Origin of the sequence: Streptomyces laculatispora, assembly GCF_017353455.1 — a bacterium.
In the GTDB taxonomy this organism is placed as follows: Bacteria; Actinomycetota; Actinomycetes; order Streptomycetales; family Streptomycetaceae; genus Streptomyces; species Streptomyces laculatispora.
Map to the genome: position 1 here is coordinate 1 of NZ_JAFMPZ010000467.1, position 12,153 is coordinate 12,153.

Consider the following 12,153-nt stretch of genomic DNA (forward strand, 5'->3'; position numbering starts at 1 on the left):
CCGGTCAGGCCGCCCGCTCCGAACAGCGCGGTGAGCAGCCCGAGGTCGCGCGCCCCGCCCAGCTCGGCCGACGCGTGCACCGGCAGCAGCACGGCGTTCCAGCCCTGGTCGGTGCCGTTCATGAACAGGACCATCACGACGACGCCAAGCAGCAGCCGGTTGCCGAGCAAGTAGGCGTATCCCTCGCGCAGTTCACGCTTGTAGGTGGGCAGGGAGACGGGTGCCGCGGCCTTGAGGGGCTCGGCGGCGCGCACGCCCCGTACCCCTGCCGCGATGAGCGCCGCCGAGGCGAGGAAGGTCGCCGCGTCCAGCAGTAGCACGGTCTCCGCGCCGACCAGCGCGATCAGTACCCCGGCCAGCGCCGCCCCGACCATCCTGGCCCCGCGCGAGACCGCGTCGAAGAGGCTGGCGGCGCGGGGGAGTGTGGTGCCGGCGTGTTCGGCGAGGTCGGGGACCAGGACGTAGCGCGCGGTGTTGCCGGGCGTGTGGAACAGCCCGTTGACGGCCATCAGGACGCAGAGCATCCAGAAGGCGAGTGCGTCGGCGTAGTGGAGCAACGGGACCGCGGCGACGGCCAGTCCGCACACCGTGTCGGAGGCGACGGAGACCCGGCGCCGGCCGATCCGGTCGATGACGGGTCCGCCGATCAGCGCGGAGACGACGATCGGAAGGGTCGCGCAGAAGGCGACGACCCCGGCCCGGCCGGCGCTGCCGGTGGTCTCCAGGACGAACCACGGAACGCCGATCAGGGTGAGTGAAGTACCCGCTGTGGATATGGAGTTGGCCGCCAGTGCGGCGACGAGCGGTACGCGGTCCGGTGTGTTCTTCCCCCCGCCCACGGACTAGGCCGTTCGAGGGGCGCGGGACGGTGCGGCGGACCGGTCCGGTATCAGGCGCAGGCCCATTTCGACCATGGTCCAGCCCAGCCGGGTCCGCATGTCCGTGCGAGGGGTGCGTGGGCCGGCGTCGCTGCGGGGGTGGACGAGGCGGAAGTCATCGGCGTGGCGGCGCAGTTCGGCGGAGCGGAGGTCGTGCAGCTGAAGGTGCGTCTCGGGATGCATGGCGTGGTGTTCCCCTCAGTCAGTCAGTCAGTCAGTCAGTTCAGTCAGGCGGTCGGTCAGTCGGTGGGGCGCGGGAAGACGTGCAGATGGGTGCGGACCAGGGCGGAGCCCTCGGTGCCCTCCGGGACCCGGTCCCGGTAGCTCTCGATGAGGTCGTGGACCTTCTCCGCCATTTCCAGGGAGAGTTCGGGCGTGAGGCGCACCTTGAAGTCGCTGAGGTCGGAGGAGCGCAGCCACGCCTCGGGCCAGTCGTGCAGCGTGCCGAGCCAGGTGTTCAGCTCCTGGGTGTGCAGGCCGGCGATCTCGTGCATCACGACGCCCATGGCGCCGCGGATCTCCGGGTCCGGGTCGCGGAGGAAGTCCGCGGTGCTGTTGAAGGCGGTGCCCAGGTGGACCGCCTTCCACCACCGCTCGCGGCCCTTGCCGCGCTCCGGGTCGTCCTCCACGAAGCCGTACGAGGCGAGCTGTCGCAGGTGGTAGCTGGTGGCGCCGCTCGATTCACCGAGCCGGTCCGCGAGACTCGACGCGGTGGCCGGACCGAACTCCCGGAGGGTGTTCAGCAGCCGCAGCCGCAGGGGGTGGGCCAGCCCGCGCAGGGTGCGGGCGTTCACCATGTGGATGTTCGGGGTGCCTGCCGTTGTGTCGTCCGGCCCGGCCTCGTTCTCTGCCATGCCTCAACCGTAGAGTTACAAAGGAGTCTTTGCAACAGGTTCTTTGCATCGCTTTCTTCGGAACTCGGAAACAGCCCCCGTCGGCTCCCCGCCGATCCCTCAGCCCTCCTTGATGAACCCCTCCGCGACCAGCCAGTCCTTCGCCACCTGGTGAGGGTCGTCCCCGTCGACGTCCACCTTGGCGTTCAGCGTCTGGGCGACCTCCGTGGTCAGCCGTGCGCTGAGCGGGTCCAACAGCGAGGCGATCACCGGGTACTTGTCGAACGTCGGGGTGTGAATGACGGGCGCCGCGTTGTAGTTGGGGAAGAAGTGCTTGTCGTCCTTCAGTACGTCGAGGGCCATCGCCTTGATCCGGCCGTCGGTGGTGAACACCTCACCCAGCAGGCAGGAGTTGGACTTCGACACCTGGGTGTAGACGATCCCGGCGTCCATCTTCTTGATGTTGGCGCCGGGGATCGACATCCCGTACGCCTTCTCCATGCCCGGCAGCCCGTCGTTGCGGGCGGCGAACTCGTTCTCCACACAAATCGTCACCGCCGAGGGGTTCTTCTTCGACAGCGCGGCGACGTCGGAGAGCGTCTTCAGGTGGTACTTCGCGTTGTTCTTCTTGCTGATGGCGAGCGCGTAGGTGTTGTTGAGGGTGGACTGCGGCAGCCACGTCACCCCGTTCTTCCGGTCCGCGTCGCGCACCGCCTCCCACTGCTTCAACGGGTTGACGATCGGCTTCGAATGGCCCAGATACGTGATCCAGGCGGTGCCCGTGTACTCGTACATCGCATCGGCGTTGCCCTGGCGGATCGCCTCGCGCGCACTGATCGACCCGGGCAGGTTCGTCCGGTCGAGCACCTCGGCCCCGGCTGCCTTGAAGATCAGGCCGATCATCTGGCCCAGGACGATGTTCTCGCTGAAGTTCTTCGAGGTGACGGTCAGCGAGGCGCCGTGCAGCGGCTCGCCCTTCCCCACCGACCCCGGCTTCACGTTGTCGACCATCGGCGACCCGCTCTTCAGGCCGCACCCGGAGAGCGCCAGGGCCAGCGCCACCGCACCCACCAGCCCGGTCCGCACCCCGCGCCTCGTACCCTTGCCCGCCGAACCCATCACCCCACCTCCAGTCCACGCGGCGTCAGCGTGACCTCGACCAGCGAGGCCAGCCAGTCCACCAGCAGCGCCAGCACCACCGTCAGAACGGAACCGAGCACCAGCACCGGCATCCGCTGGGTCTGGATGCCCGAGGTGATCAGGTCCCCGAGCCCGCCGCCGCCCCCGAACGTGGCCAGGGTCGCCGTGCCCACGTTGAGCACCAGCGCGGTCCGTACCCCGGCCAGGATCAGCGGCACCGCGAGGGGCAGTTCGACCTTGGTGAGCGTCCCCATCGCCGACATCCCGATGCCGCGCGAGGCCTCCACCAGGGTCGGCTCGATCGCCTTCAGGCCGGCGACCGTATTGGAGAGCACCGGCAGCACGGCGTAGATCACCATGCCCGTGATCGCGGTCGACGGGCCGATGCCCAGCCAGATCACCAGCAGCGCCAGCAGACCGATCGCCGGGGTCGCCTGCCCGATGTTGGCGATCGCCGTGACCACCGGGGCGGCTCTGCGCAGCCCCCGCCGGGTCAGCGCGATACCCAGCGGAATGGCGATGATCAGCACCCAGAACGTCGAGATGGCGGTCAGCCTGACGTGCTGCCACCAGCGCAGCTGAACCGTGTCGCCCGCGAGCGAGTTCTTCGCGATCGCGTCGAGCTCGACATTGCTGATCCATACGTAGGTGACGATCAGGACCACCGCGAGCGCCGCGGGCACCAGCACCAGCTTGCGCCAGGTGATCCGGCGGGCCGGCCGGGCCGGGGGAGGAGGCGGCTCCTCCTCCTCGTCGCGGAAGGCATGGCCCTTGACGTCGTGCTCGCCCGGCGGGCGGTCCCGGTCGGACGCGGGGACCGGACCGGTGGGGCCGGGGCCGGACGGAGAGCTGGGAGTCATACGCCCGCACCGCCCTCCTGCTCCTGCACGGTCTGATGGGTGCGCAGCTCCTGGAGTTCGTGCTGGTGCTCCATGGCGGTGAGCCGGTCGGCCTCCAGCAGCTCGTGCACCGAGTTCATCAGGGTGTGCATGTCGACGACCCCGATGAACTCGCCGCGCCGCCCGGTCACCGCGACCCGCCCGCCGCTGTCGGTCAGCACCGCCTCCAGCGCGTCGTGCAGCGTCGCGTCCCTGGTCACCGTGTCGTGCACCAGCTGCCCGGCCCGCGCCAGCGAACCGCGGGCCCGCATCAGGTCGCCGCGCCGCAGCCACTTGTAGGGGCGGTTCCTGCGGTCCAGCATCAGCAGCTCGTTGTGCGGGCCGCTGCGCAGCTTGTTGAAGATCTCCTGGAGCGGGTCGTCGACCGTTACCGTCGGGAACTCGGCGATCTCCACGTCCCGTACCCGGGTGAGGTTGAGCCGCTTCAGCGCCGCACCGGCCCCGACGAAGCCCGAGACGAAGTCGTCCGTCGGGTTGGTGAGGATGGCCTCCGGGGTGTCGAACTGTGCGATGTGCGAGTGCTCGCGCAGCACGGCGATCCGGTCGCCGAGCTTGATCGCCTCGTCGAAGTCATGGGTGACGAAGACGATCGTCTTGTGCAGTTCGTGCTGGAGCCGGATCAGCTCGTCCTGGAGGTGGTCACGGGTGATCGGGTCGACCGCGCCGAACGGCTCGTCCATCAGCAGCACCGGCGGATCGGCGGCCAGCGCCCGCGCCACGCCCACCCGCTGCTGCTGACCGCCGGAGAGGGCGCGCGGATAGCGGCTGTGGAACTCGCGCGGGTCGAGCCCGACCAGATCGAGCATCTCCTCGACCCGGTCCCTCACCCTCGACTTCGACCAGCCGATCATCTTCGGTACCAGGGCGATGTTCTCCGCGACCGTCATGTGCGGGAAGAGCCCGGACGACTGGATCGCGTACCCGATCTTCCGGCGCAGCTTCACCGGGTCGATGTCGGTGACGTCCTCGTCGCCGATCCTGATCCGGCCGGAGGTCGGCTCGATCAGCCGGTTGATCATCTTCAGGGTGGTCGACTTCCCGCAGCCGGACGGGCCGACGAGGATCACGGTCTCGCCGGCCTTGATGTCCATCGAGACGTTGTCCACGGCCGGGCTCGGGTTGCCCGGGTAGAGCTTGGACAGGTTCTCCAGCTGGATGGTGGCACCGGAGGTGGCGTTGACGGCGGGCTCCTGCTCGGCTTCCGCCGCGGTCTCAGACACGGATACCCCTCGGGATGGTGAGCCGTCCCAGCAGTACGTACGCGGCGTCGAAGAGCAGGGCGAGGATGACGATGCCGAGCGTGCCCGCGAGCACCTGATTGATCGCGTTGGCGCTGCCCAGCGAGGCGATACCGCGGAAGATCTCGTTGCCGAGCCCCGGCCCGGAGGCGTACGCGGCAATGGCGGCGATGCCCATCAGCATCTGGGTGGAGACCCTGATGCCGGTGAGGATCGGCGGCCAGGCGAGCGGCAGTTCCACCTTGCGGAGCCGGGTGATCCGCGACATGCCGATGCCCTTCGCCGCGTCCACGAGCGCCGGGTCGACCCCGCGCAGTCCGACGACGGAGTTGCGGACGATCGGCAGCAGCCCGTACAGCGTCAGGGTGATCACGGTCGGCGCCACACCGAGTCCGACCAGCGGGATCAGCAGACCGATCGCGGCAAGGGACGGAATGGTCAGGATGGTCGCCGTAGAGGTGATCGCCAGCGAGCCGCCCCAGCCGCTGCGATAGCTGACGACGCCGATCAGGACGCCCAGCGCCGTCGCGATGACCATGCACTGGAAGACGGCGCTGGCGTGCTGGAACGTGTCGGTGAGCAGCTGCTGGTGCTGATTGCCCAGATACTCCCAGAAGCTCACACGGCACTCCTCGGCTCAGTCGGTGTCCCGCGCCGCCTGCTCGACGAGCGGGATGATGCGCAGGGGTACGGGGTTCTCCATGACGATGGCGGTGGAGGCCCGGACAATGCCATCAAATCCGACAACCAGGTCGATCACCCGCTGAAGATCCGCGTTGGAACGCGCCACGAGCCGGCAGAACATGTCGCCGTGCCCGGTGGTGGTGTGCAGTTCGAGCACCTCCGGTACGCCGGCCAAGTGCGCCCGTACGTCGACCCCTTGGCCCTGCTTGATCTCCAGCGTCGCGAAAGCGGTGACCGGGTAGCCGAGCGCCGCCGGGTCCACGTCGGGGCCGAATCCGCGGATGACGCCATTCGACTGAAGACGGTCCAGCCGCGCCTGCACCGTCCCGCGCGCCACGCCGAGCCGGCGCGAAGCCTCCAGTACGCCGATCCTGGGCTCACGTGCCAGCAGCACGATGAGCCGCCCGTCCAGATGATCGATCGCCACGGTCCGCCTCCGGGAGTCCCTGTCATGGTCAGCATGTACAGATAGCCCGCCCATCATGGCCATCCACTGCACAGACTGCCCAGCGATTTCGCGAACTGTTGCGCACCTTGCGAAGCGGCGAGACCCTTCGGACATGACTGAGACGATGCACAGCACCCCCGACAGTGCACGGCAGGCCGACTCCTTCCCGGTCAAGGGAATGGACGCCGTCGTCTTCGCCGTCGGCAATGCGAAGCAGGCCGCGCACTACTACTCGACCGCCTTCGGCATGAAGCTGGTCGCCTACTCCGGACCGGAGAACGGCAGCCGCGAGACGGCCAGTTACGTCCTGACCAACGGCTCCGCCCGCTTCGTCCTCACCTCCGTCATCAAGGCGGCCACGGACCACGGCCGCTTCCTCGCCGACCACGTCGCCGAGCACGGCGACGGCGTCGTCGACCTGGCCATCGAGGTCCCGGACGCGCGCGCCGCGTACGCCTACGCGGTCGAGCACGGCGCCCTCGGCCTCACCGAGCCGCACGAGGTGAAGGACGAGCACGGCACCGTCGTCCTGGCCGCCATCGCCACGTACGGCAAGACCCGCCACACCCTGGTCGAGCGCACCGGCTACGACGGCCCCTACCTCCCCGGCTACGCCGCGGCCGCGCCGGTCGTCGAGCCGCCCGCCAAGCGGACCTTCCAGGCCATCGACCACTGCGTCGGCAACGTCGAACTCGGCCGGATGAACGAGTGGGTCGGCTTCTACAACAAGGTCATGGGCTTCACCAACATGAAGGAGTTCGTGGGCGACGACATCGCCACCGAGTACTCCGCGCTCATGTCCAAGGTCGTCGCCGACGGAACCCTCAAGGTCAAGTTCCCGATCAACGAGCCGGCCGTCGCCAAGAAGAAGTCCCAGATCGACGAGTACCTGGAGTTCTACGGCAGCGCGGGCGTCCAGCACATCGCGCTCGCCACGAACGACATCGTCGCCTCCGTGCGCGCGATGCGCGCGGCCGGCGTCCAGTTCCTGGACACCCCGGACTCGTACTACGACACGCTGGGCGAGTGGGCGGGCGAGACCCGGGTGCCGGTGGAGACCCTGCGCGAGCAGAAGATCCTGGTGGACCGCGACGAGGACGGCTACCTGCTCCAGATCTTCACCAAGCCGGTCCAGGACCGGCCGACGGTGTTCTTCGAGATGATCGAGCGCCACGGCTCGATGGGCTTCGGGAAGGGCAACTTCAAGGCCCTGTTCGAGGCGATCGAGCGCGAGCAGGAGCGCCGCGGCAACCTCTGAGCGATGCGGGGGTGACGGGGACAGGGTGACCGCGACGGGCGGGCCGGATCCTTCCGGCCCGCCCGTCGCGGTTGTCCCGCGGCCCTCACCCGGTCAGGTGCCGGCGTACGCGCGAATGCGCTCAGCCAGGCAATCCGTCGTCTCGGGGTGAGACCGAACCGCCCGTCCGGCTTTCAGGCGACTATGACCCGGCGCCCGCGCGTGTGGCCTGCCTGGCTGTCGATGTGCGCCGCCGCGGCCTCGGCGAGCGTGTACGACTTCTCGACCGGAATGTGGAGCTTTCCCCGCGAGATGAGGTCTGCGGCCACGGCGAGCGCTTCCGGCACGCTCCCGGCCACGCCGGAGAATCGGACACCGAGCTCCGGCGCACCGAGATCGGCGATGGAGATCACCTTCTGCGGGTTCCCGGTCAGATCGACGAGCTCGCCGATCACGCCCGAGCCGGCCAGATCGAGGGCCGCGTCGACCTGGCCGAGCTGCCGCACCCGCTCGACCCAGCCCTCGCCATAGGTCGTGGCGAGGGCGCCCAGGCTGCGCAGATAGTCCTGGTTCGCGGCCCCAGCCGTGCCGATCACCGTGATGCCGCGGTCTCGGGCGATCTGCAGCACCGCCGATCCGACTCCCCCGGACGCACCGCTGACCAGCAGCGTCTGCCCGGACCGCACACCGACCTGGCCGATGATGCGCAGCGCGGTTTCCACCACGGAGGGATACCCGGCTGCCTCTTCGAACGTCAGCCCCTCGGGCATACGGGCCCAGGCCAACAGCACGGCGAACTCGGCATAGGTGCTTGAGCCTTCGCCGAACACGTGGTCACCGATCTCGACCCCTTCGACGCCCTCGCCGACCTCGTCCACCACCCCGGAGGCGTCCAGCCCGACTCCGGCAGGCAACTCGATCGGATGCGCCCCCAGGACCTGTCCTTCACGGACCCTCCAGTCGACGGGGTTCACGCCCGCCGCCCGCACAGCGATGCGTATCTGGCCGGGGCCCGCGTGGGGCTCCTCGGCGTCAATGAGGTGCAGAACGCCCGGACCGCCGAACTCGGCGAAGCTCACTCTCTTCATGCGGTGGACCATAACACTAACGGTTAGCTTTTTGGAGTTGATACGTGTTCGTATCTGATAGTGTCAGGGCGTGACCGTGCCACCCGGACGCCGTGAGCGCAAGAAGGCTGCGACCCGCCAGAAGATCGCCGACACGGCCCTCCGGCTCTTTTTGGAACGCGGGTACGAGGCGGTGGGAATCCGTGACGTAGCCGCTGAGGCCGACGTGGCCGTCACCACGCTCTTCTCCCACTTCGCCTCGAAAGAGGCCCTGGTGTTCGAGCAGGACGATGACTTCGAGCGACGCCTCACGCAGGCGGTCACCGGCCGGGCGCCGCACGAGCCGCTCATCCCCGCGCTGCGCCGCGAGATCCAGGCCCTGGTCCGACATTGCACGGCGGACAGCGCCGCCCCGATCTGGCGCATGATCGACGAATCTCCCGCCCTGCGGGAGTACGAGGAGTCGATGTGGCTGCGCCACGCGGAGTCGCTGGCGACGGCCATCGCCGCCGATCCCGGCCTGTCGCAGACCGCAACGGCGAGCCGGGCGATCGCGAGGTTCGTGATCGACGCCTACTCACTGGCCCGAGAGGCGCCCAGTCCGGACGCCGCGTTGGACGAGGTCTTCCGGATGATCGAGGCGGCCTGGGCCGTCACCTGCCCCTCCGGGAACTCCACCGGCACGGCCGGACCGTAATCAGGACTCGACCCCGCCCGGCGCTCACCGATCCGGGCAGCCGTCGCCAGGGCGTACAGCTTCGTGTGCGTGTACGGGCCGTACCTGGCTCAGCACAGACCTGTACGCCGACATCAGACCCAACCCTCCTGACTCCAGCCGTCGACCACGATCGATGGATAGGCCGCTGACACGGCCACCAGCCCCTTCCGCCCAGGCCAGGACTCCCCGAACGCGACGGCGTGCTCGTCCATCTGCTTGATCTCCACGAAGGGCTCGCTCATCGCATGGACGCCCGTGAGTCCTCACCGCCGAGGAGGCGGGATCTCGGAGAATCGTCAGCACGTGCGATCGCGGTGGACGACGTCCGTCATTGACGTGGTGTTCTTCAAGCCGTGAGGGCGGCTGGTCAGCCGAACAGACCCGTGTCGGCGCCGTTCCTCTTCATGCACGCGTCCTCGGCGGCCAGCAGGGTGATCACGCCCTTCTGGATGTCCATGTACCCCGCTACCAGGGTCCAGCCGCGCTGCTTGAGGACCACCCGGGTCTCACCCACGGCGTCCGCGCCCTTGAGATCCTCCCGGGGCTGCTGCCAGTCGCGCTCGCGCAGCTCGCTCACCACCGCCTCGAATCGGGTGAGGTCCACAGACGTGGTGTCGGTGCCGAAGCCCTTGAATGCGACGGCGCACGAGCGCGGCGAGCCGCCCGAGGTGCCCTCTTGTGCGTCCCGTCCGAATTCCGGGGCGTTGTCCGGAACGCCCGCGTCCGCGACCGAGGTGTCGAGGTCCGCGCGCACGTCCTTCTTCGCGAGAGGGCCGGTGCCCTCGGGCCGGGGCGCCGCGACCGCTCCGGTGTCGGCGGCGCCCGTGCCGCAGCCCGTGGCTCCGAGCGCGATGACCGCTATCGCCAGGGCAGCCCACTTCGTCCTGGCCACAGTCCTGCTCACAGTCGTCCCCTCCCAGGCCGCGGGAGCGTACGCCCCGCGTTCGAAGGGAGGAGTGTGGCACGGCGTGCCGACAAGCGGCCTCAGGGCCTCTCCGGGCCGCAGGCGCTACGCGGGGAGCATGGCGCGGCGTCCGGGCGCGGCGGAGGACTGTGCGGTCATGCCTCCGTCCACCACGAGGAGCTGTCCGGTGAGGTAGCGGGACTCGTCGGAGGCGAGGAAGACCATGGTGTGGCCGATGTCCTCGGGGGAGCCGAGGTAGGGGAGGGCGTTGCCCCGCTTGAGGCTGTCGACCACTTCCTGGGGGAGGCTGTTCTCCAGGGCGGGGGTCATCACCGCGCCCGGGGCGTCGAACCTGCCGGGTGACAGGTTCGGGGACTCGGACAGCAGCAGGGTCACCAGCAGCAGGCAGACCGTTCCCAGGCCGGCGGCGAGCCAGAACAGGACGTGCCAGTTCGCGTACTGGACGATCGCGGCCGACACCGGCAGACCGATCGCGCCGCCGACACCGAGCGTGGCGCTGACCAGCGAGACGGCTCCGCCGACCCGGGCGGGCGGCAGCTCGTCGCGCAGGACGCTGATGCCGACCGGTATCACCCCGGTGGCCAGGCCCTGCAGCGCCCGTCCCACGATCACCGGGACCAGGCTGTCCGAGACGGCGCACACGAGGGACCCCGCGACGAGCACGAGGAGGCTGAGGATGAGGACGCGGCGTTTGCCGTACATGTCGCCGAGCCGCCCGGCGATGGGGGTGACCACGGCCGCCGCCAGGAGCGTGGCGGTGATCACCCACGAGGCGTTGGACGCGGTGGTGTGCAGGAGGTCGGGCAGGCGCGGGATGATCGGCACGACGAGCGTCTGCATGAGGGACACGACGATCCCGCTCAGCGCGATCACGGCGGTGATCGCGCCCGGGTCCCGCCGGATGGTGGTGGTCGGCAAGGGGGATCTCCTTGAGGAAGTGGACGCCCTTCGGGCGCGGCGGCGGCTGCCCGGGCGTCGGCGCACTCGCGAGCGGGGCGGTGTGGGTGGGATCGATGAGCGGTTCGGGGCGCGGGCGAAGGGCCTGCCGCAGGGTGCTCCGGACGAGGACGGCACAGAGGCGTCCGGACGGCGCACCCCGGTAAGGCGGTCATGGCCGGTGCCGGTCTCATGTCCCGGACCGCGCCTCGGGGATCGGTGCCGGGAGAAGCGGAAACACTTCACGGCGGCGGTGTGTGCTATGCATCTCTAGTTCAAAGTACACATGATGTGCACTGTGCACAAATTGGCTCGGGTGGCCGGGGCGAGGGGCGGCGGGCATGCGCGATGATGAGGTGAGGCGTCGCAACGGAGGGCAGGACCATGGATGAGGACGAGCGTCGGCTGCGCGATCTCGAACGGGAGCTGACCCTCCTGTCCCGCCATTTCGTCGCCTCGCGCGGTCCTCGTATCGGCCAGAGCCTCGAGCGCTCCGCCTACGTGCTGCTCACCCGCCTGGAGGCCGGTGGGCCGCTCACCCTCAAGGAGCTGGCGCACACGTTCCACGTGGACGTCTCCACCATCAATCGCCAGGTCAGCCCCATGCTGCGGAACGGCCTGGTGGAACGCATCCCGGATCCCGACGGTGGAATGGCGCGCAAGTACCGGCCCACCGCTCTGGGACTGGAACGGCTGAAAGCCGACCGGGAGATCAGTCTCGAAGGCGCCACGCGTCTCATCGAGGCGACAGGGTGGGCCGACGGGACGACCGACCGGTTCCTGGCCCTGCTGGTCGAGCTCAACGCGGGCATCGAGCAGCTTGAAGGGCTGGGCGGGACACGCGCGCGGTAGGGCGGCGGTCCGCCCGCGTTGACGGGGTGAACCAGCGGCTCGGCGCCGTGGGGCGTAAGGGCGTCGGCGCGACCGAACCTCCTGTGGACGCGTTCGGGGATGAACGCATGGCGGCGGAGCCCGCACACGAGACCCCGGCGGCGCGCCGCAGCGGCCGTGCGACGGTCGGGATTCGGGTTCGGCCAAGGCGGCGTTGGTGCAGGCGCAGTTGAAGCTGGGGACCGTGACGCGGAAGTCGGTGCCCGACTGCAAGCCGGACTCCGTCATCAACCGTCCGCGCCGCCCCGGCCGGGGCGGC

At 69.4% G+C, this 12,153-nt stretch carries 15 protein-coding genes and 1 pseudogene; 3 read left to right on the forward strand and 13 right to left on the reverse strand.

Going from position 1 to position 12,153, the window contains the following annotated elements:
* The 8 genes from J1C73_RS22920 to J1C73_RS22955 form a co-directional block, all read right to left on the reverse strand.
* On the reverse strand, positions 1-839 hold an 839-nt coding region (locus J1C73_RS22920; protein WP_207318075.1), incomplete at its 3' end, for an MFS transporter.
* A 3-nt stretch (positions 840-842) separates the two neighbouring features.
* Positions 843-1,061: a hypothetical protein gene (locus J1C73_RS22925; RefSeq protein ID WP_207318076.1), complete on the reverse strand. Its 219-nt coding sequence runs from the start codon at positions 1,059-1,061 to the stop codon at positions 843-845.
* Positions 1,062-1,117: 56 nt separating this feature from the next.
* The gene (locus J1C73_RS22930; protein WP_207318077.1) at positions 1,118-1,732 is read right to left on the reverse strand and encodes a winged helix-turn-helix domain-containing protein; all 615 of its coding nucleotides are present in this window, start codon (positions 1,730-1,732) and stop codon (positions 1,118-1,120) included.
* A 99-nt stretch (positions 1,733-1,831) separates the two neighbouring features.
* Positions 1,832-2,830 carry a glycine betaine ABC transporter substrate-binding protein gene (locus tag J1C73_RS22935; RefSeq protein WP_207318078.1) on the reverse strand — a complete coding sequence of 333 codons (999 nt, stop codon included), beginning with the start codon at positions 2,828-2,830 and terminating at the stop codon, positions 1,832-1,834.
* On the reverse strand, positions 2,830-3,711 hold the full coding sequence (locus J1C73_RS22940; protein WP_207318079.1) for an ABC transporter permease: 882 nt from the start codon (positions 3,709-3,711) through the stop codon (positions 2,830-2,832). Before J1C73_RS22940 ends, J1C73_RS22935 begins: the two co-directional genes overlap by 1 nt.
* The gene (locus J1C73_RS22945) at positions 3,708-4,970 is read right to left on the reverse strand and encodes a betaine/proline/choline family ABC transporter ATP-binding protein (protein ID WP_207318080.1); all 1,263 of its coding nucleotides are present in this window, start codon (positions 4,968-4,970) and stop codon (positions 3,708-3,710) included. The genes J1C73_RS22940 and J1C73_RS22945 overlap by 4 nt, the downstream gene beginning before the upstream one ends.
* Entirely contained in the window at positions 4,963-5,610 is a 648-nt protein-coding gene (locus J1C73_RS22950) for an ABC transporter permease (protein ID WP_123471377.1), read from the reverse strand. Before J1C73_RS22950 ends, J1C73_RS22945 begins: the two co-directional genes overlap by 8 nt.
* A 15-nt stretch (positions 5,611-5,625) precedes the next feature.
* Complete coding sequence (locus J1C73_RS22955; RefSeq protein ID WP_207318081.1) at positions 5,626-6,099, reverse strand: Lrp/AsnC family transcriptional regulator; 474 nt, start codon at positions 6,097-6,099, stop codon at positions 5,626-5,628.
* 133 nt (positions 6,100-6,232) lie between these two features.
* Here J1C73_RS22955 and hppD point away from each other — a divergent pair, with 133 nt between their 5' ends.
* The gene (gene hppD / locus J1C73_RS22960) at positions 6,233-7,378 is read left to right on the forward strand and encodes a 4-hydroxyphenylpyruvate dioxygenase (RefSeq protein ID WP_207318082.1); all 1,146 of its coding nucleotides are present in this window, start codon (positions 6,233-6,235) and stop codon (positions 7,376-7,378) included.
* Between the two features lie 173 nt (positions 7,379-7,551).
* Here the strand turns inward: hppD and J1C73_RS22965 are convergent, their stop codons facing one another.
* Entirely contained in the window at positions 7,552-8,445 is an 894-nt protein-coding gene (locus tag J1C73_RS22965; RefSeq protein ID WP_207318083.1) for an NADP-dependent oxidoreductase, read from the reverse strand.
* A 70-nt stretch (positions 8,446-8,515) separates the two neighbouring features.
* Between J1C73_RS22965 and J1C73_RS22970 the strand changes: the two genes are divergently transcribed.
* On the forward strand, positions 8,516-9,121 hold the full coding sequence (locus tag J1C73_RS22970; RefSeq protein ID WP_207318084.1) for a TetR/AcrR family transcriptional regulator: 606 nt from the start codon (positions 8,516-8,518) through the stop codon (positions 9,119-9,121).
* A 113-nt stretch (positions 9,122-9,234) separates the two neighbouring features.
* On the opposite strand, the gene J1C73_RS22975 is transcribed toward J1C73_RS22970, so the two are convergent.
* The 4 genes and pseudogenes from J1C73_RS22975 to J1C73_RS22985 form a co-directional block, all read right to left on the reverse strand.
* Positions 9,235-9,384: a hypothetical protein gene (locus J1C73_RS22975; RefSeq protein WP_207318085.1), complete on the reverse strand. Its 150-nt coding sequence runs from the start codon at positions 9,382-9,384 to the stop codon at positions 9,235-9,237.
* A gap of 125 nt (positions 9,385-9,509) precedes the next feature.
* Positions 9,510-10,046 (reverse strand): hypothetical protein, encoded by a 537-nt coding sequence (locus J1C73_RS22980; protein WP_307797777.1) that lies wholly within the window; start codon positions 10,044-10,046, stop codon positions 9,510-9,512.
* A 105-nt stretch (positions 10,047-10,151) separates the two neighbouring features.
* A complete protein-coding gene (locus J1C73_RS35135; protein WP_242644575.1) occupies positions 10,152-10,376 on the reverse strand; it encodes an SDR family oxidoreductase in 225 nt (74 codons plus the stop codon).
* Positions 10,377-10,985, reverse strand: a pseudogene (locus tag J1C73_RS22985) (MFS transporter); the annotation flags it as partial.
* A gap of 402 nt (positions 10,986-11,387) precedes the next feature.
* On the opposite strand from J1C73_RS22985, the gene J1C73_RS22990 reads away from it, so the two are divergent.
* Entirely contained in the window at positions 11,388-11,855 is a 468-nt protein-coding gene (locus tag J1C73_RS22990; RefSeq protein ID WP_207318087.1) for a MarR family winged helix-turn-helix transcriptional regulator, read from the forward strand.
* The last annotated feature ends 298 nt before the right edge of the window (positions 11,856-12,153 follow it).

What these genes read in the sequence shown, in the direction of transcription:
- J1C73_RS22925 (WP_207318076.1), bottom strand. Translation starts at nt 1,061, where the DNA reads ATGCATCCCGAGACGCACCTTCAGCTGCACGACCTCCGCTCCGCCGAA.
- J1C73_RS22930 (WP_207318077.1), bottom strand. Translation starts at nt 1,732, where the DNA reads ATGGCAGAGAACGAGGCCGGGCCGGACGACACAACGGCAGGCACCCCG.
- J1C73_RS22935 (WP_207318078.1), bottom strand. Translation starts at nt 2,830, where the DNA reads ATGGGTTCGGCGGGCAAGGGTACGAGGCGCGGGGTGCGGACCGGGCTG.
- J1C73_RS22940 (WP_207318079.1), bottom strand. Translation starts at nt 3,711, where the DNA reads ATGACTCCCAGCTCTCCGTCCGGCCCCGGCCCCACCGGTCCGGTCCCC.
- hppD (WP_207318082.1), top strand. Translation starts at nt 6,233, where the DNA reads ATGACTGAGACGATGCACAGCACCCCCGACAGTGCACGGCAGGCCGAC.
- J1C73_RS22965 (WP_207318083.1), bottom strand. Translation starts at nt 8,445, where the DNA reads ATGAAGAGAGTGAGCTTCGCCGAGTTCGGCGGTCCGGGCGTTCTGCAC.
- J1C73_RS22975 (WP_207318085.1), bottom strand. Translation starts at nt 9,384, where the DNA reads ATGAGCGAGCCCTTCGTGGAGATCAAGCAGATGGACGAGCACGCCGTC.
- J1C73_RS35135 (WP_242644575.1), bottom strand. Translation starts at nt 10,376, where the DNA reads ATGACCCCCGCCCTGGAGAACAGCCTCCCCCAGGAAGTGGTCGACAGC.
- J1C73_RS22990 (WP_207318087.1), top strand. Translation starts at nt 11,388, where the DNA reads ATGGATGAGGACGAGCGTCGGCTGCGCGATCTCGAACGGGAGCTGACC.